Source organism: Spirillospora sp. NPDC029432 (assembly GCF_040703975.1).
Lineage (GTDB): Bacteria > Actinomycetota > Actinomycetes > Streptosporangiales > Streptosporangiaceae > Spirillospora.
Genome location: NZ_JBEZWH010000017.1, coordinates 95,859 through 122,751 on the forward strand (window position 1 = coordinate 95,859; position 26,893 = coordinate 122,751).

At 71.2% G+C, this 26,893-nt stretch carries 20 protein-coding genes; 9 read left to right on the top strand and 11 right to left on the bottom strand.

Annotated elements, in window-relative coordinates; genetic code table 11:
• Window positions 1-106: 106 nt before the first annotated feature.
• Complete coding sequence (locus tag AB0881_RS16545; protein WP_366617754.1) at window positions 107-1,306, top strand: endonuclease/exonuclease/phosphatase family protein; 1,200 nt, start codon at window positions 107-109, stop codon at window positions 1,304-1,306.
• Window positions 1,307-1,357: 51 nt separating this feature from the next.
• Here the strand turns inward: AB0881_RS16545 and AB0881_RS16550 are convergent, their stop codons facing one another.
• From AB0881_RS16550 to AB0881_RS16580, 7 genes are all read right to left on the bottom strand, one after another.
• Entirely contained in the window at window positions 1,358-1,717 is a 360-nt protein-coding gene (locus AB0881_RS16550) for a hypothetical protein (protein ID WP_366617755.1), read from the bottom strand.
• Window positions 1,718-3,171: 1,454 nt separating this feature from the next.
• The gene (locus AB0881_RS16555) at window positions 3,172-3,642 is read right to left on the bottom strand and encodes a DUF4262 domain-containing protein (RefSeq protein WP_366617756.1); all 471 of its coding nucleotides are present in this window, start codon (window positions 3,640-3,642) and stop codon (window positions 3,172-3,174) included.
• 176 nt (window positions 3,643-3,818) lie between these two features.
• Window positions 3,819-4,952 (bottom strand): acyltransferase, encoded by a 1,134-nt coding sequence (locus AB0881_RS16560; RefSeq protein WP_366617757.1) that lies wholly within the window; start codon window positions 4,950-4,952, stop codon window positions 3,819-3,821.
• Window positions 4,949-6,043, bottom strand: a complete 1,095-nt coding sequence (locus AB0881_RS16565; protein ID WP_366617758.1) for an acyltransferase — start codon at window positions 6,041-6,043, stop codon at window positions 4,949-4,951. The genes AB0881_RS16560 and AB0881_RS16565 overlap by 4 nt, the downstream gene beginning before the upstream one ends.
• Window positions 6,034-6,954 carry a glycosyltransferase gene (locus tag AB0881_RS16570; RefSeq protein WP_366617759.1) on the bottom strand — a complete coding sequence of 307 codons (921 nt, stop codon included), beginning with the start codon at window positions 6,952-6,954 and terminating at the stop codon, window positions 6,034-6,036. The genes AB0881_RS16565 and AB0881_RS16570 overlap by 10 nt, the downstream gene beginning before the upstream one ends.
• Complete coding sequence (locus AB0881_RS16575) at window positions 6,947-8,092, bottom strand: hypothetical protein (protein WP_366617760.1); 1,146 nt, start codon at window positions 8,090-8,092, stop codon at window positions 6,947-6,949. Before AB0881_RS16575 ends, AB0881_RS16570 begins: the two co-directional genes overlap by 8 nt.
• A gap of 15 nt (window positions 8,093-8,107) precedes the next feature.
• A complete protein-coding gene (locus tag AB0881_RS16580) occupies window positions 8,108-9,358 on the bottom strand; it encodes a hypothetical protein (RefSeq protein ID WP_366617761.1) in 1,251 nt (416 codons plus the stop codon).
• Window positions 9,359-9,609: 251 nt separating this feature from the next.
• Here AB0881_RS16580 and glf point away from each other — a divergent pair, with 251 nt between their 5' ends.
• Genes glf through AB0881_RS16605 form a run of 5 tightly spaced genes read left to right on the top strand, consistent with a single transcriptional unit; the run spans window position 9,610 to window position 15,997 of the window.
• Entirely contained in the window at window positions 9,610-10,761 is a 1,152-nt protein-coding gene (gene glf / locus AB0881_RS16585) for a UDP-galactopyranose mutase (protein WP_366617762.1), read from the top strand.
• Window positions 10,758-12,833, top strand: a complete 2,076-nt coding sequence (locus AB0881_RS16590) for a glycosyltransferase (protein WP_366617763.1) — start codon at window positions 10,758-10,760, stop codon at window positions 12,831-12,833. Before glf ends, AB0881_RS16590 begins: the two co-directional genes overlap by 4 nt.
• Window positions 12,794-13,711 (top strand): ABC transporter permease, encoded by a 918-nt coding sequence (locus tag AB0881_RS16595; RefSeq protein ID WP_366617764.1) that lies wholly within the window; start codon window positions 12,794-12,796, stop codon window positions 13,709-13,711. The genes AB0881_RS16590 and AB0881_RS16595 overlap by 40 nt, the downstream gene beginning before the upstream one ends.
• Window position 13,712: 1 nt before the next feature.
• Complete coding sequence (locus AB0881_RS16600; protein ID WP_366617765.1) at window positions 13,713-14,510, top strand: ABC transporter ATP-binding protein; 798 nt, start codon at window positions 13,713-13,715, stop codon at window positions 14,508-14,510.
• Window positions 14,507-15,997 (top strand): sulfatase, encoded by a 1,491-nt coding sequence (locus tag AB0881_RS16605; RefSeq protein WP_366617766.1) that lies wholly within the window; start codon window positions 14,507-14,509, stop codon window positions 15,995-15,997. The genes AB0881_RS16600 and AB0881_RS16605 overlap by 4 nt, the downstream gene beginning before the upstream one ends.
• An 8-nt stretch (window positions 15,998-16,005) precedes the next feature.
• On the opposite strand, the gene AB0881_RS16610 is transcribed toward AB0881_RS16605, so the two are convergent.
• The gene (locus AB0881_RS16610; RefSeq protein WP_366617767.1) at window positions 16,006-17,421 is read right to left on the bottom strand and encodes a family 43 glycosylhydrolase; all 1,416 of its coding nucleotides are present in this window, start codon (window positions 17,419-17,421) and stop codon (window positions 16,006-16,008) included.
• A gap of 103 nt (window positions 17,422-17,524) precedes the next feature.
• Between AB0881_RS16610 and AB0881_RS16615 the strand changes: the two genes are divergently transcribed.
• Window positions 17,525-18,646: an alpha/beta hydrolase-fold protein gene (locus tag AB0881_RS16615; protein WP_366617768.1), complete on the top strand. Its 1,122-nt coding sequence runs from the start codon at window positions 17,525-17,527 to the stop codon at window positions 18,644-18,646.
• Window positions 18,647-18,793: 147 nt separating this feature from the next.
• Window positions 18,794-22,012, top strand: coding sequence for a hypothetical protein (locus tag AB0881_RS16620; protein WP_366617769.1), 3,219 nt, complete (start codon window positions 18,794-18,796; stop codon window positions 22,010-22,012).
• A gap of 57 nt (window positions 22,013-22,069) precedes the next feature.
• On the opposite strand, the gene AB0881_RS16625 is transcribed toward AB0881_RS16620, so the two are convergent.
• Complete coding sequence (locus AB0881_RS16625; protein WP_366617770.1) at window positions 22,070-23,062, bottom strand: glycosyltransferase; 993 nt, start codon at window positions 23,060-23,062, stop codon at window positions 22,070-22,072.
• 204 nt (window positions 23,063-23,266) lie between these two features.
• Window positions 23,267-24,721, bottom strand: a complete 1,455-nt coding sequence (locus tag AB0881_RS16630) for an LCP family protein (protein ID WP_366617771.1) — start codon at window positions 24,719-24,721, stop codon at window positions 23,267-23,269.
• Between the two features lie 116 nt (window positions 24,722-24,837).
• Here AB0881_RS16630 and AB0881_RS16635 point away from each other — a divergent pair, with 116 nt between their 5' ends.
• Window positions 24,838-25,794, top strand: coding sequence for a DUF6177 family protein (locus AB0881_RS16635; protein WP_366617772.1), 957 nt, complete (start codon window positions 24,838-24,840; stop codon window positions 25,792-25,794).
• 7 nt (window positions 25,795-25,801) lie between these two features.
• Here AB0881_RS16635 and AB0881_RS16640 read toward each other — a convergent pair whose 3' ends face one another.
• Window positions 25,802-26,524: a hypothetical protein gene (locus AB0881_RS16640; protein ID WP_366617773.1), complete on the bottom strand. Its 723-nt coding sequence runs from the start codon at window positions 26,522-26,524 to the stop codon at window positions 25,802-25,804.
• Between the last annotated feature and the right edge of the window lie 369 nt (window positions 26,525-26,893).

The window sequence follows — 26,893 nt, forward strand, 5'->3', positions numbered from 1 at the left end:
CCACATCCCGGACCGTTCACCCAACGTTCAGCGAGCTCCCGGCCAACGTCGTCGACCGGCGGACCCGCCCGTGCGACGATCTCCCGGACGCTCTGTTGGAGGGATCATGAAGCGCACCTGCGCCATCACCACGGCGGCACTCACCACGCTCACGGCCACCGCCGTCCCCGCCCACGCCGGCGGAGGACGCGAGGTCCGCTTCGCGACGTTCAACGCGTCCCTCAACCGCTCCACCGAGGGCGCCCTGGTCAAGGACCTCTCCACGCCCTCGAACACCCAGGCCGCGGCCGTCGCCGAGATCATCCAGCGCTCCCGCCCGGACGTCCTGCTCATCAACGAGTTCGACTACGACGCCGCCGGGAAGGCCGCGCGCCTCTTCCAGGACAACTACCTCTCCGTCGGCCGCAACGGCGCGTCCCCCATCAACTACCGCTACCGCTACACCGCGCCCAGCAACACGGGCATCCCGTCAGGCCACGACCTGAACAACGACGGCACGGTAGCGACCACCCCGGGCACCGACGCGTACGGCCAGGACTCGTACGGCTACGGCCTCTTCCCCGGCCAGTACGGCATGGTCGTCTACTCCCGCCACCCCATCGACTTCCGGAACATCCGCACGTTCCAGAACTTCCGCTGGGCCGACATGCCGGGCGCAGTCCTCCCCGAGAACTACTACTCGGCCGCCGAACTCAAGTCCCTGCGCCTCTCCTCCAAGAGCCACTGGGACGTACCGGTGAAGGTGAACGGCAAGCGCGTCCACTTCCTGGTCAGCCATCCCACACCGCCATCCTTCGACGGCACCGAGGACCGAAACGGGCGCCGCAACCACGATGAGATCCGCCTCTGGGCGGACTACGTGCAGCCGTCCAAGAGCCGCTACATCTACGACGACAACCACCGCCGAGGCGGCCTGACCCCCAACGCGCGCTTCGTCATCGCCGGCGACCAGAACGCCGACCCGCACGACGGCGACAGCTACGCCGGCGCCATCCACCAGCTCCTCCGCAACCCCCGCATCAACGCGAAGCACGCCCCCTCAAGCGAAGGCGCCCCAGAAGCAAGCGCCCTCCAGGGCGGCGCGAACACCACCCACAAGGGCAACCCGAAGCACGACACCGCCGACTTCGCCGACACCACCCCAGGCAACCTCCGCGTCGACTACGTCCTTCCGTCGAAGAACCTCAGGCCCACCGCCGGCGGCGTCTTCTGGCCAACGAAGACCGACCCCCTCTACCGCCTCACCGGGTCCTATCCGTTCCCGACCTCGGACCACCGCCTGGTCTGGCTCACCACCCGCCCCTGAAATCAGGCGGATTGCCGCGCCCTCAAGGCCGATTGAATGACCTGCGGCCCTTTACCCATGAGGGCGCATTCTCTTGAACTTGCGGGACATTACAGGCCCCAGGTACTCGACTATCCCGTGTCCCGCCTCTCCCGGGAAGGGCAGGTACCAGAGAAATGAAGTCCAGATCACCTGATCTATTTCCGGATCCTCCTTCTCCGCCTGCTCCTCCAGGAATGCGAGTACAGATCGCCAGTCCACAGAATCTTCTGTTTGCGGCGAAACAAAAGACCGGACTACATCTTGCACCAAGTCCCAAAAGAAGACATGTGGCAGCACTCCGTTCTGGTTGAAGACGTGAGCTTTGTACGCCCCTTCGAGAATCGGGAACCTGGCAACCAGTTCCTCCACCAACCGGACATCGCCGCTCATCAACAAGGCCCCAGTCCACTATAGTCGGCCAGGCTCGAGTACTTTCCGGCCTACGTATCCTCGATAGCCGCGAGGTCCGCTTCGCGACGTTCAACGCGGGAACATCATCAGAGATCCGTCACCCAAGCTGGGAATCTTTCTTCCACAGCGGATCTCACATCGCTGATACGGCGTTTCCAGCAGCCTGTTCTCCCTCGCACCTGAGCCCGTGGGACAAGATGCTATAACGACAGATCCTTGCACTCATCACTCAACAAGAGGATCTGGATTCCAGGCATTTCCTCATCACCGACCGCACGCAACTCACCAGCGAACTCGGACGAGAAAAGGTGACATACCCGGTGGACTGCGTCGGATCCATGATGACCGGCGACGATGAGATGCGCGCAGTCACCGAACTACCGGGGAATTGTACGTTGAGCATGTGGAGCGCATTCCAGGCGAAGGCAGTACCCCTTCGCATCAGCAGCCGGATCCGTTCATTCCTCACCAGGTCTATATCGAGGTCCGGGATTCCACGCCCGTTCACGGCGCATTCATAATCGCCGATGGTCGGGAAGTTCGAGCGCTCACCAAAATAAGATTCACGAAAGTCAACCAAGAGCAGGGCTCCGCCCTCCAGAGTCCACCCCGCGTCGACCACTTCACCGAGTGGTGCACACATGTCGGACGGCCCCACAGTCTCCAGGAACGCCGCACCGAGGACCTTCCGAGCCTCGTGACTAACCCTCGCCATACACCCCTCACAGGTGACTCTTGTACTCGGACGCCGGCCGAGTCCCCGATCGATCCCATGCACGGTGACAGACCAGAGGGACAGGACGCGCTCAACGCCCTCCCTCATCACCGTCCTTACCGCCGATCTTCGCGATGATCTGACCTATGTCTAACCCAGTCCGTTCCTCCGGAGATCCTCCCATTAAGGCGGGGCGTAAAGTGGAACAATTTGCTCCCAATCCGTCGGCGTACCAGGGCCTTTATAGCGATCAACATACGCACATAGATTGCTATCCGGCGGGTCCGAAATTTCCTCGAGAACTAGACTTGGACTCCCCAGCGGAACACCTTCTCCAAGTCGACTATCATTTAGCCACAAAGAATCACATTCTTCGCATACCCAAACAAGCAAACCGGTCTTGACGACACGATACCGCGCAACCCATCCAGCCCGACAATGTCCACACAAATACTTCTTTTGCTCGAATACAGTCACGCGCCTCACCACTTCTAGAACGGCACTGGATGAGCGGTCAGCAGGGCACTAGTAACCCTTCCGACTATGATTTACATATTTCGCTCGCCGCGACTTCCCAGGCGCTGGGACGTACCGGTGATGGTGAGCGGCAAGCACGTCCACTCCCCGGTCGACCACCCGACGCCCCGCCACGTGTTTTCTGGTGAGGCTTTTGCGTTGCTGTCGAACGTTCTGAGTCCAGGACAAGACCCTACCCTTGCTACAGCGATAGCATTTGCCGATCACTTAGCCACGCGGGCGCATATTCTCCACCGGGAAAATTTCCACCCCTGTCGGGCCAAACTAGCTGGAGTGCAGCAAATTCCCTCTCTCTATAAAATACGGAAGCCTGCACCAGACTAGAGGTCATGAGGTCTTTGGGAATCGCCCGGAACTGCACATTGAATCCCTCTAGAACATCGCCTGAGGTGTCACCGTCTCCATATGTGATCCCTTCAGCAAGCATGGCCTGAACCGAACTCAAAACACCTTTCGAGGTTTCCTCCGGAAGTCCGGCGACAACCACCTCTGGGTGATCGAAGCTGGGACCAAACCCGATGCTGTACGCATAAGGAGGGCGCTCTGCGGCAGGATCAAAGACCCAGATCCAACTCCACCCTTGATCTGCCACGTCGCTATGAATCTTTCGCTGAATCGAGCTGAGTCCAGCTCCCCCGGTTTCATCACCCACAGGAACATTTCCTTCAATTATTCGACTGTGCCCTGTCGCAGTATCAGCCCAAGACCCGCCCGACCCGCACGCAGCACCTGCCTCAGGAGAAGGGCACATGCGCAAGCACCAGCCTCCTGCTCACACCCGAATCCGACAAGCAGCGCAAGAGCGTCGGAACGCCTGTCCGTGGTTGGTCACCGGTCGTCGCTGGATCTGATCCGTTCGAGGGACGTTGTGAGACGGCGTTTCAGGAGCTTCTGGGACGGGGTCTCCACAAGCTTGTGGATCAGGTACGCGGCGGAGAGTGTCGTCGCGATCGCCACGGCCAGGACCAGCCAGCGGGAGTAGTACGGGAAGAGGGAGCTGATCAGGGGGCGGGAGACCGTCTCGTGGATCAGGTAGAGCGGGTACGTCAGGGCGCCGAGGACGGTCAGGAAGCGGCTGCCGGGGCGGCGCAGGCGGCCGGTCGCGACCAGGGCCATGAGGACGAAGAACGCGGCGATGATCAGCGGGATGGCCTTCTCGTCGACCTCTGGCCAGTTCAAGGGCGGTTTGACGCGCTTCAGGGTGAAGTGGACGCCCAGGGCGTAGCTGAAGAGGACGATCAGCCAGGGGACGGGGTTGGAGCCGTACCGGTAGATCAGGTAGAAGGCCATCCCGGCGATGAAGTACGGGGACCAGGCGGCGATCAGTGCCATGTCGAGGAAGCGGACGTCGCCTTCCAGGGCGAACACGCTGAGGAGCAGCCAGCCGCTCATGAAGATCACGCAGCGGGCGTAGGTGAGGCCGCCCGACCAGATCAGCAGGGCGATCAGGGCGTAGAAGTGTAGCTCGACCCAGAGGGTCCAGTAGATGACCTCGATGTGCGGGACGCCGGCGCCGGCCTGCAGCATCGTCATGTTGGGCAGGTACGCGCGGACGACGCCGAGGTCGCCGGTCGCCAGGGACTCGAAGCCGGTCGCGAGGTAGATGACGAGGGCGAGGGTGACCGCGAACCAGTACGCCGGGTAGAGCCGGGAGACGCGGGAGATCGCGAACTCGCCGACACCGCGGCCCTGGACGCTCATCAGGATCACGAAGCCGCTGATCATGAAGAAGAGTTCGACGCCGTACTGGCCGTAGTGGGTCACCGGCGCCAGCTCGGGGAAGACCTCCTTGGCCTCGCGGCCCCAGGAGACGGTAGTGGGGACGCCGGTGAAGTGGTGCAGCATCACCGCGGCGGCCGCGATGAAGCGCAGGAGGTCGAGGACGCGCAGCCGGGCGGGCGCGGCGGGCGGCAGGGAGGCGGGGAGCTCGCGCGCGGTACGGGACGGGGCGTTCAGGGTCATCTCGGGCTCACCGCCGGACGGTCGGCATCGCGGATGCGGTCGGCGGCGTCGCGCAGCATGGTCCGCATCCGGCGCTGGGCCGGCTTCTCGATGAAGCGGTGCACCAGGTACGCGGCCGCCAGCGCAGCCGCGATCGCGATCGCCAGGACGAGGCGGCCGTCGAGGGCCGGGTAGAGGCGGTCGATCAGCGGCCGGGCGACCGTCTGATGGACCAGGTACAGGGGGTACGTGAGGGCGCCCGCGATCGTGAAGCCCTTCCAGTCGACGCGGTCCAGCCGGTGCGTGGCGACCACGACGAAGAGCAGGTAGATGGCCGTGATCACGGCCGGGATCACCCAGTCCTGCACGCCCGGCCACGCCTGCCAGGGGTGCACGGCCTGCCGCGCGTGGTGGACGGACAGGCCCCAGCAGATCAGGATCATGAGCCAGGGCCCGAGGTTGGAGCCGAACCGGTAGATCAGGTAGAAGGCCATCCCGGCGATGAAGAACGGCGCGTACGACGGGATCAGCACGGCCGTGAGGGTGCCGAGCTTGCTCTCCATAGCGAAGGCTCCCAGGATGAGCCAGCCGGCCATGAACGCCATGCAGCGCGCGTACGTGATGCCGCGCCACACCAGGAGCATGACCAGCGCGTAGAAGTGCAGCTCGACCCAGAGCGTCCAGTAGACGTTCTCCATCGAGCCGGCACGCAGCCCTTCCTGGAGCATCGTCAGGTTGGGGAGGAAGCGCTGGAGGACGTCGGTCTTGCCGTCGCTCAGGCCGGTGACGGTGAACATGACGAGGGCCAGCGCGACGCCGAACCAGTACGCCGGGAACAGCCGCGACACCCGCGAGATCGCGAAGTCGCCGGGCCGCCGTCCCCACGCGCTCATGAGGATGACGAAGCCGCTGATGACGAAGAACAGGTCGACGCCGAGGTAGCCGAACCGGGTCAGTGGCGACAGCGACGGGAAGATGATCCGCGAGTCGCCGCCCCACGGCTGCCAGTAGACGCCGCTGAAGTGGTGGAGGACCACCGCCAGGGCCGCGACGAAGCGCAGCAGGTCCAGGACGCGCAGCCGGCCGTGCGCCGGTTCGGCCTCTACTTCCACTCCACGTCCAGGTCTGCGAGGGTCTCGTCGTTGGGGCGGGGGCCGGCGCGCAGGCCGGCGGCCAGGCCGCGGAACAGGCCGCGGCGCAGGACGGCCCGGTCCTGGGAACGGGCGAAGGTGATCGTCCACCGGCGCGCGGTCGAGCCACCGTAGAGCACCCGTTCGGCGGGCGCCAGGCCGGGGCTGCGGGTGAACAGCCAGACCTTGTTGCGGACCTCGTAGAAGAACCGCTCGCCCGGGTCCACGTCGGTCGATCCGAACGTCCTCGTCTTGTGGACGGCGACGCTCGCCGGGCACAGCACCCCGGGCCGGTCGCGCAGCAGGCGGGTGGTGAACTCGAAGTCGTCGTTCCACAGGAAGTAGTCGGCGATCGGCAGGCCCCGCTCCCGGACGGCGGCGGCCTCGACCAGCACCGAGACGAACGACGCGGACCGGATCGGGACGCAGCCGGCGGCCTCGGCGGCCGCCCGCTCCTCCCGGCTCGCCCGGGGTTTGGCGCGCGGCGTGTTCATCGGGTGGTCGCGGCCGTCGGTCCACACGACCCGGCTGGCGACGAGGGCGGGCGGGCCGGGGATCCTGTCGCGGGCGTCGAGCAGCGCGGCCAGCGCCCCGGGCTCGGGAACGGTGTCGTCGTCCATCAGCCAGACGAGGTCGGCGCCGCGCTCCAGGGCCAGCCGGGTGCCCGCCGCGAACCCGCCCGCGCCGCCGGTGTTGCGGGCCGACTCGTACAGCTCGACGTCGCGGAACCGTTCCCGCACGAGATCGGCCGTGCCGTCGGTGGAGGCGTTGTCCACGACGAGGACCGCGTCGGGGGCGCGGGTCTGCGCCCGGATCGCCGCGAGCGCCTCGGCCAGCAGGTCCCGCCGGTTGTACGTGACGACGACGGCGACCACTCGCGCGAGCTCAGCCACGGCCGCTCCCGCGCCGGCCGCCGCGCCGCGCCGCCGGGACGGAGCTCAGCCGGGCGAGCTCCTCCCGCACCTTGCCGAGCTCGTGGTTGATCTCCGAGAGCTGGACGCGCTCGCGGGCGCGGGCCAGGTCGCGCAGCAGCGCCTCGATCACCTCGACGGCCGCGCCGGTCAGGTCCGCCGGGTCCACCGGCTCGGCCGGGACGCCGCCGGTGAAGTCCGGCATCAGGTCGGCGAGGTCGCCCACGATGTCGTAGCCGGCCGCGCGCAGCCCGTCCACCAGCTCCTCGGAACGGGACCGCATCCACGGATGGTGCCGGACGGGCAGGACGATCTCGGCCCGGCCGGCGCGGTCGGCCAGGACCTCGTGGCCGAGGTGGCGGCGGACCAGCGGCTCGTACTCGCCGCCCAGCGCGCCGCCGAGCCGCTCGTTCACCCGGCGCAGCAGCTCGGCCTCGGCCAGCCCCAGCGGCTCCTGCTCGCGGACCCCGGAGAGGTCGCACCACTCCGGCGCGATGCCGGTGACCTCGCCGAAGCGCCGCCACAGGGCGGCCCCGGCGCGTTCCCCCGGCGGCGCGGTGATCACGTGGACCCGTTCCGGCGGCACCGCGGCGCCCCACGCGGCCAGCGCCCGCACCGGGTCGTGCAGGCCCCAGAACATCTCGCCGAACGGGGCGGGCGCCTCGATGCCCTTCAGCACCAGATCGTCCGCGAACCGGTCGAACGTCACCGTGTGCTGGTGCTTGACGTGCTCCTGCCAGTCGGCCGCCATCTGCCGCGCCAGGTCGCGGGCGGTGAAGACGATGTGCACCTCGCCCGGCCCGAGCGACTCGACCGCCCGCCGTGCCTGGGCCTCGGTCGCCCCGGCCAGCAGCTCGTGGGACAGCACGACGCGGTCGCCGCCCCAGTCGCGGGCGCGGCCCGCCACCCGGTCCCACACGCCGTTCCAGGCGGGGTCGCGGTGCCCGCCCCACGCCATCTCGCGCAGGTCCATCGTCATCGCGAAGTGCTGGTGCGGATCCTGGAGCGGGTAGCAGACTCCGTGCGCGGCGAGGGTGGGGCCGTGGTGCCACAGCGCGGCCTGCAGCGCGTCGGCCCCGACGAGGGGAGCGCCGACGTGCAGGTAGATCTGCTTTTCCATAGGGCCGGGAAATCCTCACTTTCCTGCTTCGTGCGTGCGGCGCGCCTCGGCGAGCCGCCAGTAGGTCTCGCGGGCCCGCATGACCAGCCGGTGCCGCTCGCTGAGATCGCGGACGACGTCCTTGACCGGGGACGGCGGCGTGCACAGCTCGACCAGCCGGGCGGTGTCCGCGCGCAGCAGCGCCACCTGGTCCAGCAGATCGTCGGTGGACGGGCCGCCGGTGTCCCCGCGCCGCTCCTCCGCGCAGTGGCCGAGCAGCGCGACGACCGCGTCGAGGGCGGCGTCCAGGACGTCCGTCTCGGGGATCTCGCCGGGGTCGGCGGTCGCGGCGGTGCCGGGGAAGGCGGGGACCAGGTCGTCCAGGTCTCCGACGACGCCGTACCCGGCCGCCGCGAGGGCGCCGGCGAGTTCCCGCGAACGTTCCAGCACCCACGGCCGGTACGCCTCCGGCAGCCGGATCCGGGTCGCTCCCGCACGGGCCGTCAGCCGTTCCTGGGCCAGGTCGTGCTTGACGTAGACGTCGTGCACCGGCCAGTCGACGGTGTCGCGGGTGGCGAGGTTGATCCGGCGGACGAGTTCGGTCTCGGCGACGCCGAGGGACGGGTTGCCGAACACCTGGGAGGTGTCGAGACCGTCCGGGTCGGCGCCGATCAGCGCGCAGAAGCGCTCCAGCAGCAGCCTGTTCGGCGCGCCGGGCGGCGGCAGCGTCACCACGTGCACGCGCTCGGGCGGGATGCCGGGGCTCCACCGCTCCAGCACGGCCGCCGCGTCCTGCATCCGCCAGAACTCCCGGACCCACGGCGAGCGCGCCGCGTCCGGGTCGCGCAGGCCGGTGACGAACTCGCCGAACGTCAGCGCGGCGCGGTTCTTGACGTCCTCCTGCCAGTGGGCCGGGATCTGCCGGGCCAGGTCGCGGGCGGTGTAGACGAGGTGGACCTCGGCGAAGTCCAGATCGGCGAGCGCGCGCTCGACATGGTCGGGGAACGCGGAGGCGAGGAGTTCCTGCGAGATGACGGCGGCGCGGCCGTCCCAGCGCCGGACCTCGTCGACCAGCCGCGGCCAGGCGTCGATCGTCGCCGGCTCCCGCTGCCCGTCGAAGAACGTCCGCCGCAGGTCGAACGCGGCCCACACGTGCGCGGAGGGGTCGTCGCCCGGGTAGAGCACGCCCTGTCCGGCGAGCACGGAACGGTTGTGCCACATCACGTTCTGCAGGTAGGTGGTGCCGCTCTTGGGCGCGCCCACGTGCAGATACACGAGGGGGGTCACCACATCACCGCCCACGGAGTCGGGGGAACAGGGGCTTGCTCGGAACGGGATAAGGATCACCCTGAAAGGTGAACGGCCCGCGCGAGGATGGACCAGCGGGTATCTTAGCTGCGCACTTGCCCTATTAGTCCCGTTCTCCCGCAACAGCCCCCGGCTCCAGGCGGCTCCGGCTGGCAGGACCGGCGTTTCCCGGGGCGGGAGCGGGTCCGTGCCGTCGGTTTTCGGGGTTGCCAGTGAACTTTGATCTTGTAGTGGCCGGATCCGGCTTCTTCGGCCTCACCGTGGCCGAGCGCTGCGCGTCCGAACTGGGCCTGCGGGTCCTGGTCCTGGACCGCCGCGACCACATCGGGGGGAACGCCTACAGCGAGCCCGAGCCGGAGACCGGGATCGAGATCCACCGCTATGGGGCGCACCTCTTCCACACCTCCAACGAGCGGGTGTGGGAGTACGCCAACCGCTTCACCCGGTTCACCGGCTACCAGCACCGGGTGTTCTCCACGTTCAAGGGCCGGGTCTACCCGCTGCCGATCAACCTCGGCACGATCTGCTCCTACTTCGGCCGCGCCTTCACCCCGGACGAGGCCCGCGCGCTGGTCGCCGTGCAGGCCGCCGAGGTGACCTCCCCGGCGAACCTGGAGGAGAAGGCGATCTCCCTGATCGGGCGCCCGCTGTACGAGGCGTTCATCCGCGGCTACACCGCGAAGCAGTGGCAGACCGACCCCCGCGACCTCCCCGCGGAGATCATCACGAGGCTGCCGGTGCGCTACACCTTCGACAACCGGTACTTCAACGACACCTACGAGGGCCTGCCCGTCGACGGCTACACCCCGTGGCTGGAGCGGATGGCCGACCACCCCGGCATCGAGGTCAGGCTGAACACCGACTTCTTCGACGTCCGCGACGACGTGGCCGGCGACGTGCCCGTCGTCTACACCGGGCCGCTCGACCGCTACTTCGGGTACGCGGAGGGCGAGCTGGGCTGGCGGACGCTGGACTTCGAGCTGGAGGTCAGGCCGACCGGCGACTTCCAGGGCACCCCGGTGATGAACTACGCCGACGAGGACGTCCCGTACACCCGGATCCACGAGTTCCGGCACTTCCATCCGGAACGCGGCTCCTACCCGTCGGACAAGACGGTCATCATGCGGGAGTACTCGCGTTCCGCCGGGCGCGGGGACGAGCCGTACTATCCCGTCAACACCGCCGAGGACCGCGAGCGGCTGCTCCGTTACCGGGAGATGGCGCGGCGGGAGGACGGCGTCCTGTTCGGCGGGCGGCTCGGCACGTACAAGTACCTCGACATGCACATGGCGATCGCGAGCGCGCTGAACATGGTCGACAACCGGCTGCGCCCCCACTTCACCGAGGGCGCGCCGCTCACCAGCGGAGGGACGGACGAATGAGCACCGACATGCCGCCGCACGGCGACGGGCTGCGGGTGCTGCACCGCGTCGTGATGCCGGTCGACCGCGACCAGGACATCCTCAAGCTCTACATCGAGGGCAACATCGTCCGCACCCGGCAGGCCGACCAGGACGGGCCCGGCGCGGACCGGCCCGCCGGCCGCGGCGAGGGCCCGGCCGGCGGGATCGCGGTGCTGTCGGCCGAGCAGCTGGCCGAGCCGGCCGGGGCGACGGCCGAGTTCCAGCCCGCCGAGCACTGGGACGGCTCCGGCCGCGAGGACGAGGACGGCGAGACCGGCCGCGACCGGCGCCGGGTGGCCGTCCCGGCCGGGCGGCGGGTGTCGTTCCTGACCTACTTCAACGCGTTCCCGGCCAGCTACTGGCGGCGCTGGACGCGGCTGGAGGAGGTCGTGCTCCGGGTCCGGGTCCGCGGCGACGCCAAGATCCTGGTCTACCGCTCCAACGCGAAGGGCCACTCCCAGCGGCTCGAGTCGCACGAGGTGCACTCGGCCACCACCGAGGAGCGCCTGTTCACGCTGCCGCTCAAGCCGTTCGTGGACGGCGGCTGGTACTGGTTCGAGCTGGTCGCCGGGGAGAGCCCGGCCGTGCTGGAACGCGCCGAGTGGTGCGCCGAGACCGACGCCCCGCGCGGCCGCACCAGCATCGGGATCACCACGTTCAACCGGCCCGACTTCTGCGTCAAGCAGCTGGAGGCGCTGGCGAAGGCCACCGACGTGCTGGAGGTCATCGACGAGATCTACGTCGTCGACCAGGGCACCCGGCGGGTCGAGGAGCACCCCGGGTTCGCCGACGCGGCCAAGGAGCTCGGCGGCCGGCTGCGCGTGATCGACCAGGGCAACCTGGGCGGCTCCGGCGGGTTCGCGCGGGCCATGGACGAGACCGTGCGCGCCGGGTCGAGCGACTACGTGCTGCTGCTCGACGACGACGTGGTCACCGAGCCCGAGGGCATCCTGCGGGCGGTCACGTTCGGCGACCTCACCCGCAAGCCGACCATCGTCGGCGGGCACATGTTCAGCCTGTACGACCGGTCGGTGCTGCACGCCTACGGCGAGACGCTCGCCCCGTACCGCTGGTTCTGGGGCCCGGCCCAGCACACCTTCCACGGCCACGACTTCGGCTACCACCGGATGCGCGAGACCGCGTGGCTGCACCGCCGGATCGACGTCGACTACAACGGCTGGTGGATGTGCCTCATCCCGACCGCCGTGATCAAGGACGTCGGGCTGTCGATGCCGATGTTCATCAAGTGGGACGACGCCGAGTACGGGGTGCGGGCCCGCGCCGCCGGCTACCCGACCGTGTCGCTGCCCGGCAGCGCGGTCTGGCACGTGCCGTGGCACGACAAGGACGACACGATCGACTGGCAGGCCTACTTCCACGAGCGGAACCGGCTGGTGTCGGCGCTGGTGCACTCCCCGTACGAGCGCGGCGGCAACCTCCTCAAGGAGAGCCTGTTCGTCTCGGTCAAGCACGCGCTGGCCATGCAGTACTCGGCCGCCGAGCTGATGCTGATGGCGATCGAGGACGTGCTGCTCGGCCCGGACCACATGCACACCTCGATCGTGACGAAGATGGCCGAGATCCGGGAGTTCCGGAAGCGGTTCACCGACGCCAAGTACGAGGAGGACCTGGAGGACTTCCCGGCGATCCGGCGTACCAAGCCGCCGCGCAAGGGCCGCGAGGCGGCGCCGCCGAAGGACCGCAAGGGCATGATCAAGGCCGCGGTGGTCGGCGGGATCAAGCAGCTGCGGCCGGTGGACACGGCCGCGGTCCGCAACCCGCAGGCCATCGTCCCGCACATCGACCTGCGCTGGTGGAAGCTGTCGCAGTTCGACAGCGCGCTCGTCTCGGCGGCCGACGGCACCGGCGCGGCCTGGTACCAGCGCGACCCCCGGCGGTTCCGCTCACTCATGCAGCGCACCAGCGCCCTGCACGGTCGGCTCTACAAGGAGTGGCCGCGGCTCGCCGAGGAGTACCGGTCGGCGATGGGCGAGCTGACGTCCCCGGAGCGATGGCGCGAGACGTTCGAGGCCTCGCGCCCGTCGTCGTGACGTCCACGGCGCCCGCGACGGTGGCCGGGTCCGCGGCGGAGCTGCGCGACCCGGCGGCCGGCGGCGGCTTCGGGGAGGTCCTGCAACGCCGCTACCTGCTGCGGCTGCTGGTACGGCGGGAGCTGAAGGCGCGCTACAAGGGCTCGCTGCTCGGGCTCGGCTGGTCGTACGTCCGGCCGGCGGTCTACTTCGGCGTCTACTTCTTCGTCGTCGGCGTGTTCATGGGCATGGACCGGGTGATCAAGGACTTCCCGGTCTACCTGTTCTCCGGCATGGTGCTGGTCAACCTGTTCACCGAGACGCTCCAGTCGGCGACCAAGTCCGTCCTGCACAACGCGCCGCTGGTACGGAAGGTCTTCCTCCCGCGCGAGCTGTTCCCGACCGCGTCGCTGCTGGTGTCGCTGGTGCACTTCCTGCCGGGGATGGCGATCCTGCTGGTGGGGGCGCTGTCGTTCGGCTGGCGGCCGACGCCCGGCGGCCTGGCCGGGGCGGTCGTCGGGCTGGCGATCGTGGTGCTGTTCGGGATCGGGCTCGGGCTGCTGTGCGCGGCGGTGAACGTGTTCTTCCACGACATGGAGCAGGTCGTGGACATCACCATGATCGTCGTCACCTGGTCGGTGCCGATGATCTACCCCTGGACCCATGTCCGCGACCACGCGCCCGAGTGGCTCCTCCAGGTCTACCTGGCCAACCCGCTGGTCAGCGCGGTCGCGCTGTTCCAGAAGGCGTTCTGGGAACCGGCCGCGCCGGGCGCGCTGCCGCCCGTGCCCGCGCTCGGCGCGCACACCGTCGCGTCGCTGGGGTTCGCGGTGGCGGTCTTCCTCATCGGCCACTGGACGTTCGGCTCGCTCCAGAAGCGCTTCGCCCAGGAGCTGTGACGTGACCGAGCAGCTTCCCAGGATCGTCGTGGACTCCGTGCGCAAGCAGTTCACGATCAGGCACGCGCGCTCCATCAAGGACATGACCGTGCGCGCCGTCCGCCGCCAGAGCCTGTCGGAGAGGTTCAATGCGCTCGACGACGTCAGCCTGACGATCGGGCAGGGCGAGACGGTCGCGCTGATGGGGCTGAACGGCTCCGGCAAGAGCACGCTGCTCAAGCTGATCTCCGGGGTGCTCGTGCCCGACCAGGGGACGGTACGGGTGCGCGGCCGGATCGCCGGGCTGATCGACGTGGGCGCGGGCCTGCACCCCGAGCTGACCGGGCGCGAGAACGTCTTCCTGAACGGCGCCATCCTCGGCATGGACGAGGCCGAGATCCGGCGCAAGTTCGACGCGATCGTGGAGTTCTCCGGCGTGGAGCGCTTCCTGGACAGCCAGGTCAAGTTCTACTCGTCCGGGATGTTCATGCGGCTGGCGTTCGCGATCGCCGCGCACACCGAGCCGGACATCTTCCTGATCGACGAGGTGCTGGCCGTGGGCGACCCGCCGTTCCGGGAGAAGTGCCTGGCCCGGATCCGGGAGCTGCGCGACGAGGGCCGGACAATGGTGATCGTGGCCCACGACATCCAGATGCTGATCAAGCTGTGCGACCGAGGAGTCATGATGCGGGGCGGCCGCAAGATCTTCGACGGGGACGTGGCCGAGGCCGGCGCGATGTGGCGGGAGGACCGCCAGGCCCGGCAGGCCGCCGCCCGGGCCGGGGCGGAGGCGCAGGCCGGCCCCGGGGGCGGCCGGTGAGGGCGCGGCGCTGGTACGCGGCGGTCGCGGCGGCCGTTCTCGTCGCCGCCGCCGGATGCGGTTTCGGCGCGAGCCCGCGCCAGGGCGCCGGCGGCGCGCCCGCCGCCAAGGGCGCCAAGCCCAACATCGTGTTCCTGCTGACCGACGACCTCAGCTGGGACCTGGTCGACCACATGCCGCGGGTCAGGAAGATGCGCGAGCAGGGCGTCACGTTCAACAACTTCATCGCCACGGACACGCTGTGCTGCCCGTCCCGCGCCACGATCCTGACCGGGAAGTACCCGCACAACACGCAGGTGCGGACCAACGAGCCGCCCAACGGCGGCTGGCAGCGCTTCAACTCCGGCGGAGCCGAACGCGACACGTTCGCCACCACGATGGAGGCGGCCGGCTACCGGACCGCCCTGATGGGCAAGTACCTCAACGGCTACGACCCCGCCAAGGTGCAGGCCGGATCGCCCGCGTACGTGCCGCCCGGGTGGACCGAGTGGTACGCGACCAGCTTCGGCTACAAGAACTACGACTACACGCTCAGCGAGAACGGCAAGGCCGTGCGGTACGGCAACAGGCCGTCCGACTACCTCACCGACGTCCTGGCGGGCAAGGCCGTCGACTTCGTCAACCGGTCCACCACCGCCCGCCCGTTCCTGCTGAAGGTCTCCACGTTCGCGCCGCACGCGCCGTTCACCCCGGCGCCCCGGCACGCGAACCTGTTCGGGAACGTGAAGGCGCCGCGCGGCCCGGCGTTCAACGAGGCCGACATCTCCGACAAGCCGCGCTGGATGCACGAGTGGCCGAAGATCGGCCCGGCGGGCGTGCGGACGATCGACGCGAAGTACCGCGGCCGGGTGCGCATGGTGCAGGCCGTGGACGAGCTGCTCGGCCGGGTCCAGAAGGCGCTGGCCGACCGCGGGCTCGACCGGAACACCTACATCGTGTTCGGCTCCGACAACGGCTTCCACATGGGCCAGCACCGGCTGGTGGAGGGCAAGGGCACCGCCTACGACGTGGACGTCCGGGTCCCGCTGATCGTCACCGGGCCGGGCATCCCGGCGGGGCGCGTCGTCGGCCGGCTCGCCGCCAACACCGACCTGCGGCCCACGTTCGAGGAGCTGGGCGGGGTCAAGACGGCCCCGTCGGTGGACGGGCGGTCGCTGGTCCCGTTCCTGCGCGGCGCCGACCCGGAGTGGCGGAACTCGATCCTGATCGAGCACGCCGGCCCCATCAAGGACCCGAAGGACCCGGACTATCCGGGCCGCGGGTGGGGCAACCCGCCCTCGTACGCGGCGGTGCGGACGGCCAACGAGCTCTACCTGGAGTACGACGCGGGCGAGCGCGAGTACTACGACCTGCACCGGGATCCGTCCTCGCTGAACAACAGCGCCGCGACGCTGCCCGCGCCCCGCCGCGACCAACTGTCGGCCCTGCTGGCGGAGCTCAGGGGCTGCGCCGGCGCGTCCTGCCGCGCCGCCGACCAGCGCTCCTAGGGCACGCCCTAGGAGACCTCGATGTAGTCGAGTTCGGCGAAGCCTCCGCCATGGGCCAGGCGCAGGACGTTCCAGCCCGCGCGGAGACCGACCTCCACCGTGGCGTCCCTCCACTCGCCGGACGCGCCGGGCGGGTAGCGGACGGCGGTACGGCCCGCGCCGTTGACGGTGAGCACGTGCTCGGCCGGGCTCCCGCCGCCGTCGGTGCGGTTGTTGTGCCTGACCTTGAGCAGGTAGGCCCCGGCGGCCGGCGCGTAGACGTCGATGTCCACCAGCGCTTGGGCGTTGTCCAGGTAGCCGACCACCGCCCCGCCCGACGCGGCCTTCACGTCCCGCAGGACCCGCCCGCCGTACACCCTGCCGTCCTCGGCCTCGTGCCGGACGGGGCTGCCCCGCACCACCGGCGCCGTGCCCGCCCAGCCCAGCCGTGCCACGTACATCGAGCGCAGGACGGTCCGGCCGCCCATGAACCGGGTGATGCCGTGGAAGGCCAGGTACGTGTCCGTGCCGTCGTGCACCACGTCCGCCCCGCCCGGCCCGATGATCTTCTCGCCGTACCCCTCGGTGCTCAGCAGCGGCCGCGCGGCCCTGCCGTACGGGCCGGTGATCGACGCGGCCGTGGCGTACCGCGTCTGGTACCGGTCCTCCCAGAAGACGCCCGCCGCGTAGAACAGGACGTACCGGCCGTCCCGCTTCACCAGGGCGGGCGCCTCGACCAGGTCCGGCTCATCCGCGCCCTTCTCCAGGATCCGCGTACGGGCGCCCTGCGGGCGCAGCCCGTCGGGCGTGGTGCGCTGCAGGAAGATCCCTCCGGGGGCCTTCCGCCCGTCGCCCTCCTGCTTGTAGAGCACGTAGCGGGCGCCGTCGGTGTCGGTGAACGCCGCCGGGTCGATGGTGTCCTTGCCGTCGCGGCACGCCAGCGGCGCCGGCTCGGGTGTGAACGGCCCGGCGGGCGTCCGCGCGACCGCGGCCCCGACGCACTGCTCTGCGGTGCCCTTGCGGCCGGCGGTGAAGTACAGGAGGTACGCGCCGTCCGCGCGGACGGACACGTCGGGCGCCCACGTGCGGCCCGGCTCGGCCCAGGCCGGGAGCCCGGGAAGTGCGTCGCCGCCCGTCCGGGTCCAGGGCCCGGTAGGCGAGGGGGCGGTCGCGACCGGGACGTTGCGGCCGTTGTCGTTGGTGGCGTAGCCGTAGTAGGCGCTCCCCACCTTGAGCACTTCCGGGTCCGGGAAGTTGGAGCCGATCACCGGCTTGGGCTCCGGCCGCGCGGCGCCCATCGGCCGCTGGGCCGGCGGGCTCGCCGCCGCGCTCCGCTCCGGCGTGGCGGAGCCCCCGCCGCCCGCCGCCACGAGCGCGCTCACCCCCGCCACGAGCGTGCTGACCAGCGCACCCGAGGCCACGGCGACGAGCGGCTGGTGCCTCACTCGACCGCCCCCTCGGGATGGACTCGGGCCCTACAGTTGGATGATCTAGGGCAAACTAGCCGACCGTCGACCGCGATGAACGAGACGTGCAGAGGTGTTGGGTGTGCAGTTGACGAGCGGCTGGCTGATCGGGGCGCTCATCGTACTGGCCGTCGCGGTGACGGCCGCGACGGTGTGGCTGCTCCCGAGGTTCGGCGGCCGGGGCGTCCGGTACGCCGCCGTACGCCTGGGACTGCTCGCCGCGTGCCAGATCTCCCTCGTGCTGGCCCTCGCCGCCGGCATGAACGGGTACTTCCTCTTCTACGTCTCCTGGGGCGACCTGCTCGGCACCACCGGCGGCGGCCCCGGCCGGGTCAAGGGCGGCACCACCGGCCTCGCCGCGGCCCGCCCGCTGCCGCGCACGGTGTCGCCGCTCGGCGCCGCGTCCGGGCTGCGCGCCCCGGACCGCGACGGCCGGCTGGACGAGATGACGCTCCACGGCCCGCGCACCGGCCTGCGCGCGAAGACGTTCGTCTACCTGCCGCCGCAGTACTTCAGGCCGGAGTTCCGGGACCGGCGGTTCCCGGTGGCGCTGGTGCTGGCGGGCTACCCCGGCGACCCGCGCGGCATGATCAAGCGGCAGGGGCTGCTGAAGGAGGCCAGCGGCGGCATCAAGGCCGGCCGGATCCAGCCGACGATCTACGTCATCACACGGTCGATGGTGGCGCCGCCGCGCGACACCGAATGCACCGACGTGCCGGGCGGGCCGCAGGCCGAGTCGTTCTTCGCCCAGGACGTCCCGCAGGCCGTCACCAGCACCTACCGGGTGGCGGGCGGGCCGCGCGGCTGGGGCGTCATCGGCCAGTCCACCGGCGGCTACTGCGCCGCCAAGCTGGCCATGCTGCACTCCGACCGGTTCGCCGCGGGCGCGTCGCTGGGCGGCTACCTGCGTTCCGTCCAGGACGGCTCGACCGGCGACCTGTACGGCGGCAGCAAGAAGGTCCGCGACGAGAACGACCTGATCTGGCGGCTGGAGCACCGGCCGCCGCCGCCGGTGTCGCTGCTGCTGGCGCAGACCGAGCAGGGTCCCGAGTTCGACCAGGCGGAGCGGTTCGTGAAGCTGGCGAAGCCGCCGCTCCAGGTCTCCACGCTCTTTCCCCGCGACGGCGGCCACAATCTGCGGACCTTCCAGCGGCTCACGCCCGAGCTCCTGCGCTGGATGAGCGGCCGTCTGAAGGTGTCCTGAAGATCGGTTGATTCGCCTGCTACAACGCGGTACGACGGGTTCACCACACCGGCGCCGATATGATCCGATGCGGCGCGTTGACGCCCCGGTGTCAGCGGCGCCCACGACCACGAGCACGACTCACGGAAAACGGGGAGACGACGGGCCGTGACCTCACCGAAGCCTCCGGACGACGAGCAGGGCGGCGACCGGCCCCGGACCGGGCCGGACTCCTCCGGCCCCGCGGCGCCGCCCCCTCCGCAGTGGCTGGACGAGGGGCAGGCGGGCCCCGGCGCCTACCTGCTCCCTGAACCGCCTCCCCTGCCTCCCGAAGCCGGTGCCGAGACCGGTTCCGGCCCTGCGGAAGAGCGGACGGCCGCCGACGAGACGTCCGGCGACCCCGGCCAGGGCAGCACGCAGGTCATCGACCCGGGCGCGGCCGGCGGCTCCGCCCCGCCCCCGGCGGCGGACCCGAACGTCACGGTCACCGACCTGTCGGACTACGTCCCGTTCGGCAACGCGCCGGCGGCGCCCTCTCCGGACGCCGGCGAGACCGCCGCGTTCCCGCACAAGCCGCCGGCGCCGGCACCGGCCACCGAGCAGATCCCGAACGCGAAGTCGGTGGCCGAGTCCGCGGCCAAGCCCCCGGCCCCCGAGGGCCCGCCGGCTCCGCCGCCGCTGCCCTTCCCCTACGCGCAGGACGTCCCGGAGGCCCCGCTGCCGGCCCCGACGCCGCCTGCTCCGGCCCCGCCCGCCCCCACGGCTCCGGAGCCGTTCCCGTGGGCGCAGGAGATCCCCGGCGCGCCCGCGCCCACTCCAACCCCGCCGACCCCGCCGTCCCCGCCGGCGCCCGAGCCGTTCCCCTGGGCACAGGAGATCCCGGACGCGTCGGCGAAGCCGGCCCCGTCCGCACCGCCGGCGCCGGAGCCGTTCCCGTGGGCGCAGGAGATCCCCGGCCAGCCGCACCCGCAGCAGCAGGCCCAGGCCCACATGCAGCCGCAGCCGCAGCCGGTGGCGCCGCCGCCGCAGATCGACGAGCCGTGGCGCACCCCGACGCAGTCCAAGGGCAAGCGCAAGGGCAAGGGCGCCAAGAAGGGCATCCTCATCGGTGTCGGCGGCCTGGCCGCGGCCGCACTGGTGGCCGGCGGCGGGTTCTTCGTCGTGAACATGGCCGGCGGGGACGGCGGCGGCGACGCCGGCGCCCGGCTGGCCGGCTCGGTCTTCGCCGCCGACCCCGGCGCCCGTACCGACGGGCGCGACCAGCAGCTCACCGCGGTCGCGGCGGCGGGCGCCACCGTGGTCGCGGTCGGCGCCGAGGCCGACTCACGCGCGGCCCGCGGCCAGTTCCTGGTGTCCGAGGACGGCGGCCGCACGTTCAAGTCGGCCCCGGTCGAGGGCGCGGGCGGCGGCGAGCCCGCCCCCGGCGAAGTGCCGCGCGTGGTCGCCGGCTCCGCCAAGGGCTGGGTCGCGATCGGCGTCCGCGCCGGCGGCGGCGGCGCGGTGTGGACGAGCCAGGACGGCACCAGCTGGCGGCGCCAGCCCGACATGGCGGGGCAGCCGTTCGGGCCCAAGTCCCGCGTGCGGCGCGTGGTCGCGTCCGACTCCGGCTACCTCGCGTTCGGCGACACGTCCGAGAAGGGCGACTTCAAGGACGCCGAGCCGGCCGTCTGGACCTCCGCGGACGGCACCCGCTGGGAGGCCAAGAACGGCAACAAGATGGGCCTGCCGTTCGAGCGCGGCGAGATCCAGTTCCTGGAGGCCGCGGCCAGCGGGAACGTCGTGCTGCTCGAAGGGCTGCACACCGCCAACCCCGGGGCGGACAAGCCCCAGATGGGCCGCCGCGTCTTCCGTTCCGACGACGGCGGCGGCACCTGGACCGAGTCGAAGGTCCCGGTGCCCAAGGGCACCCGCGGCCTGATGGTCGGCGGCGGGCCGACCGGCTTCCTGGCGATCCGCGAGATCCGCGGCGGCGGCAAGGCCTACGGCCAGGCGTTCCTGTCCAAGGACGGCGAGAACTGGACGCAGAGCGGGCGGCTGGAGTCGGACGGCTACCAGCGCACCGGCCGTGTCCTGGCCTCCTCGCAGGGGTACGCGGCGATCGTCGTCCGCGGGCGCGACATCGCGATCTCGCGCAGCCAGGACGGCGCCTCGTGGCAGGACGCGGGCACGCTCGGCGTCCAGAAGGGCCGGAACGTGTTCGGCCACGCCATGGCCGAGGGCCAGACCATCATGGTCGGCAACGACGACACCAGCGGGGACCTCGACGCGCTGCTCGGCGTCTGGGACGGCTCGGGCGCGCAGGTCCCGGTCGATCTCGGCAAGGTCCCGGGCGCGGTCCGTCCCGACCACGCGGTCATGGCGGTGGGCGCCGCGGCCGACCGCGCGGTCGCGGTCGGCAGCTCGGGCGGCGACGCCGCGGTGTGGACCACGCAGGACGGCAAGCGGTGGGCGCGCGGGCAGGGCGGCGACAACGTCCTGTCCCGGACGGGCACGCAGCAGCTCACCGGTGTCACCGCGGGCCCGGCGGGCTGGCTCGCCGTCGGCTCCGACCAGGTCAACCCGCGCCGCCCGCTGGTCGTCACGTCCGCGGACGGCACGACCTGGGAGGCGGCCGACTCGGGCGACCGGTTCCGGCCCGCCAGGAACACGTCGCTGTCCACCTTCGCGGCCGCGTCGGGCCCGTCCGGTTACGTGATTGCGGGTGAGGACGGGCTGTCGGCGGCCGTGTGGTTCTCGGCCGACCTCAAGAACTGGGAACGCGGCGCCAGCGTCGGCAAGAACGGCCTGGAGGCGCTGCCCAACTCGAACCGCTGGCTGCGCGGTGTGGCCGCCGCCAAGTCCGGGTTCGTGGCGGTCGGCGGCCTGCGCGACGCCGCCGTCGGGAACGGCCCGGCGGCCCGCCCCGCGGTGTGGACCTCGCCGGACGGCAAGCAGTGGACGCTGCAGCAGCTCCAGCTGCCCGGCGGCGCCGCCGAGGGTTCGCTGACCCATGTCGCGGCCAAGGGCGACGTCGTGGTGGCCGCGGGCGCCATGGGCGCGACCCCGCTGGCCTACCTGTCCACCGACGGGGGCAAGACGTGGAAGGAGACCCGCCTCCCCACCCCTGAGGACACCACGAACGTCCAGGTGACGGCGCTGGCCGCCACCCCGAAGGGGCTCGCCCTCACCGGTACGGGCGGGCCGCAGAACTCCACCGACGTCATCTCGTGGACCTCCACCGACGGCTCGGCCTGGAAGGCGGCCAAGCCCGGCGGCGAGGGCCTGGCGGGCGACGGCCAGCAGACGATCGCGGGGCTGGCGACGTTCAAGGAGCGGCTGCTCGGCGTGGGCAGCAGCGCCGGGCGGACGAGCGAGCAGCCGGTGCTGTGGGACCGTCCCGTCCCCTGAGCGGACGCGCGCGCCCGGGCCGGAGGACGCCGGTCCGGGCATGCGCCCCCGGCGCCCCTAGGGGTGCTCGGGACCGGGCTTCGCGGCTTCCTGAGGGCTGTAGAGCCTCTCGGGGGCGCGGTCGCGCGAGTGGCGCGGCACGTACGGCTCGCGCGGCCAGGCCGCCCCGGCCGCGCCCCGGTGCCCGCCCGGCGTGCCGCGCAGCCGCGAGCGGTTGCGCCGGGCGCCGTACGGGGCCACGATCCAGCGGTACACCGGGCGCCGGATCAGTGTCGGCACGAGCCGGTAGCCGCCGCGGACCACGACGTTGCGCAGGTACTGGGGCTGCGAGATGAAGCCCTCCCGGCGCATCTCGCGCTGCAGCCGCAGCTCCGAGCGCAGCAGCGCGGGGCCGCCGCGGCGCTCGTAGGCGCCGTCCCCGACCCGGTAGTAGACCAGCGGCTCGGCGACGTTCTCCACCCGCGCACCGTTCGCGATCATGCGGACGAACAGCCAGTAGTCCTCCATCAGCGGCAGGTCGCCGTAGCCGCCGGCGGCGATCACCGCGCTGCGCCGGTACACCACCGTCGGATGGTTGAACGGGTCGTGCAGCCGCGAGTAGCGGGCGATGTCGCCCGGGTCGCTCGGCGGGGTGCGGCGGCCGACGATGTCGCTGAGGTCGGTGCCGAACTCCAGCAGTCCCGCGCCGACCAGGTCGGCGCCCGCCTCCACCAGCGGCACCTGGAGCCGGAACCGGTGCGGCATGGCCACGTCGTCGGCGTCCATCCGGGCCACGATGTCGTACCGGCTGGCCTGCAGCCCCGCGTCCAGCGCCGGGCCGAGCCCCCCGTTGTCGGCCAGCCGGACGAACGTCGCCTCGACCGGGCAGCCGTCGAGGAGTTCGGCCAGGCAGCGGCCGAGACCGGCGTCGATCGGGCCGTCTTGGACGAGCACCACCTGGTCGGGCCGGCGCAGCTGGTCGTGCACCGCGCTCCGGAAGGCCGCCCGGACATACTCCTCCCGGTCACCGCCGTAGACGGTCATGAGAAGCGCGAAGGGTTCGGGGCGCATGCTGTCCATTTCGGGAGGCGGGCCGTGACCGGCCCGGCGGAGCCCGAGGCGGGGGGACGGCTCCGAGGTCGGGGGGAGCGAGGGGTCGGGAACGGGCTGGGAGGACATGGGCGGCAGGGACATGAGGGGTTACGTCCTACAAGGGACGCCTGAGGGGGCTTTTAGGTTTAGCGCGGCCAACATATCGGGTTCGGCGGGCGGCTCTCAGGTCTGGGCGCAAACGTCCTGATCTGCTCGGATCTCGCCGACGACCTTCGGGACGGTCTTCGCCGCGCCCGGGAGGTCCGCGCCGTCCGAGCCGATGATCAGGTAGACCTGGCCGGGGCGGCCGGACTGCCAGAGTTTCGGGGGGTGGCCGGGGAGGGCGGCGGCGAGGGCGGCCGCCTGCGGGCGGGCGCCGGGGCCGAAGAGGATCTGCGTTCTGGCGTCGTCGGAGCGGTTCCGGCGGGTGCCGACCTTGACGACCTGGAAGCCCTTCTCCGTGAGCTGGTCGGCGGTGCGCTGCCCTAGGCCGTCGGTACGGGTCGCGTTGTAGACCGCGACCTTCACCTGCGCCGGCGGCACCGGTTTCGGGGCGCCCTGGCCGGCCTGCTTCACGGGCGGTGCCGGTTCGGGGACGGCGTTGTCCTCGCGGATCGCCCGGAAGAGCGGCTTGGCCTGCGCCTGGTTGATCTGGACGCGGTTCCGCGGGTCCGGCGGGTACGCCTGGTACGGAACGGTCACGAAGCGGACCTTGCCCGCGCTCATCCCGCGCAGCCCGCCGGCGAGTTTCTGCATCGCCGACATGGTGAGCCGGTCGTCGGCCTTGATGGAGCTGGCGACCGCGGACAGGAACGCGTACGCCTTGCCGGGGTCGGCCAGCATGCCCTTGTCGGTGGCCTTCTTCACGACCGAGGCCATGAACGCCTGCTGCCGTTTGATCCGCGACAGGTCGGAGCCGTCGCCGAGGCCGCCGGTGCGGGTGCGGACGTAGCCGAGCGCCGCCGCGCCGCGGACGGTCTGCCGGCCCGCGCGGAGGTGCAGCTCGGCCTTGGGGTCGTGGACCGCCTTGGGGACGCAGATCTCGACGCCGCCCAGCGCGTCCACGACGCGCGTGAAGCCGGAGAAGTCGATCTCGACGTAGTGGTCGATCCGGATGTCGGTGATCGACTCGATGGTCTTCCAGGTGCAGGCGGGGCCGCCCTGCGCGTACGCGGAGTTGATCATGTCGAGCCGGGCCGGGACGGTGCCGCCGCCGGTCTTCTTGCAGGTCGGGATCTGCACCATCGAGTCGCGCGGGAAGCTGATCCCGATGGCGCGCTCGCCGCCGGGCGACAGGTGCAGCAGGATCGCGGTGTCGGAGCGCCGGCCCTGCTCGGTGCCGTAGCGGGCGTTCTCGCCCTCGCGGCTGTCGGAGCCGATGACCAGGATGTTCATGGAGCTGTTGAGCTTGGCCGGCCGGTCGTCGCCGAGCTTGCCGTCGACGTTCTCGCGGGTGATCTGGCCGTCCAGCCGGCGCCAGAACCCGTACGCGGTGAGGCTGCCGGCCACGAGCAGCACCGACAGCGCGATCGACAGTCCCCCGAGCACGCGCCAGCCGCGCCCCCGCTCCGGCGGTTCCGGCGTCGGGGGCGCGCCACCGGTGAAGTACACGCGATCGGGAGCGGCCAGGTGCTGCATCCGTAACATTTCAGCACAAGCAGGACATGAGTCACCGCCGCCACGGAAAACTTCCTGCCGCCGGCCCCAGGTGCCCGCCCGGACGCGTCCGGGCACAGGACTAGACTCGGGTGAGGATGAGCACCGTAGACGTACTGACCGACCAGGCCATGGTCGTGCTGCAGGACCGCCCGGTCGTGCCGCTGACCGCCTGGCTGGCCGAGACCCTGGCCGACTGCGGCGAGACGGGCCGCACCCTGCAGCTGGTCACGCCGCTGGACTCGCGGCTCTCGCTGCCGCTGCGCGCCGCCGCGGCCGGATCCGGCATGCAGTGGGTCGTGCGCGACGGCACCGGCTACTACGAGGGGCTCACCGGCCGCCCCCTCCAGTGGAGCGACGGGACGTTCGTGCCCGTGCCCGAGGCGCGCGACTACGCGCCGGGCTTCACCACCCGGCCGGGCGCGCCGATCGGCGCGCAGCTCAGCCTCACGTACCGGATCCGGTACGGCGCCGAAGGCAACGTGGGCGGCGCGGTGGAGCGGCTGCTGAAGCTCCTCACGGGCATGGCGCCCACCGGCTGGGGGCCGGCCGAGCCGCTGTCGCACACCTGGCGCGCCGACCTGCTCACCGAATACGCGCGGGGCCGCAACGGCGCCCGCCTCTTCGTCGTCGGGGACGGGCCGCGCCCGGCCCAGGCGATCTGCGAGTTCTCCGGCGCCGGCGGCGGCGCGATGGCCGAGGTCGGCACCGCCACGATCGGCTACACGCACGAGGACCCGCCGCCCGTCCAGCACCTGCCGTCGCTGGTCGGCGCGCTGGCGGGCGAGCAGCCGATCCTGTCGCTGTTCGCGCAGCTCATCCCGGGCCGCAGCGACCTGACCACCGAGCCGCGCTGGACCGGCGCCCCCGGCCCGCTGGCCATGGCCGTGAGCGGTACCGTCACGGGCCCGCCCGGGCTGCCCGGCCAGCAGGTCGGCCCGACCCGCGCGCCGCTCACGTTCTTCCCGCTGGGCGACGGCCGCTCCCCCGAGGGGTGGCAGCGGCACCGCACGCTGATGCAGCATCTGCGCACGGCACAGGCGGCCGCGGGCTAGGCGCCGCTCAGTCGGCCCAGATGTAGAGGTTGCCCAGGACCGCGTGGAACTTGCGGATCAGGGTGTCCCCGTAGGTCTGCGCGGGGCCGTTCCGGGAACCCGGGTTGCGGGACTCGTTCACGAACGACTGCCGGATCAGCACGTGGTTGCCGTACGACGAGGACGACCACCAGTGGCCGGGCTCGTTGCCGTACGCGACACGGATCTTCGGTGCGACGTTGGCGTTGACGGCGCGCGAGACCTTGCGGGCGTCCGCCTCCGTCGCGAACTTCATCGCGGTCATCTGCACGTACACGCTCTTGTTGGGGCTCTGGTACATCGCCCCGCGCAGCCGACCCTCGCACGGCGTACGCCTGAGCAGCGCCGCCAGCTGCGGCTTGGCCTCGGCGCTGCAGGCCCTCGCCCAGTTGCTCGACTGGCGGTACGTGCCGCGGGACGTCTGCACGCTGGTGGCGAAGAACGTGGGGCTCAGCTCGACGTCGCGGGGCCCGGTCGAGGTCGGCGTGGGCGCCGACGACGGCACGTCGATGCTGGGCGGGGTCGGGATGGTCGCGGTCGGCACCACGATGCTGCTGCCGGCCCGCTTGCGCTTGCGGCCGCCGTCGCTCGACAGCACCAGGAACGCCACGACGCCGATGGCGACCAGCACGGCGAGGCCCCCGGCGAGGACGGCGATCACGGCGTTGCCGTTGCCCTTGGGCGGTCCCGGCGGGCCGGGCGTCGGGGGCATGGGCGGGCCCCCTCCGGGCGGGAACGGTGGCGGGGGCGGCATCGGACCGCCGCCGTACGGGCCTCCCGGAGGAGGCGGCGGCGGGCCGGGCTGGTAGGGGGGTGGTGCGCTCAACGCGGCATCCTCATCCGTGAGCTTGGATCACTGCGGGCACTCTACCGAGGCGCGGCGACAGACTTCCGACTTCGGGTGCTCTGTACGGGTACGGCGCCGCCCCCGGGACGGCCGAACACGGTGGAACGGTCCTGACCTCCATCGCGTCGGAGTTCTGACGGGGTTTCGACGGGGATGCGACGTTCTTCGCACGCTCTGGAGCGCCCCGGACGCAAAGAGTTCGCTCGAATCGGGCCCGGGTACGATGCTCGATCT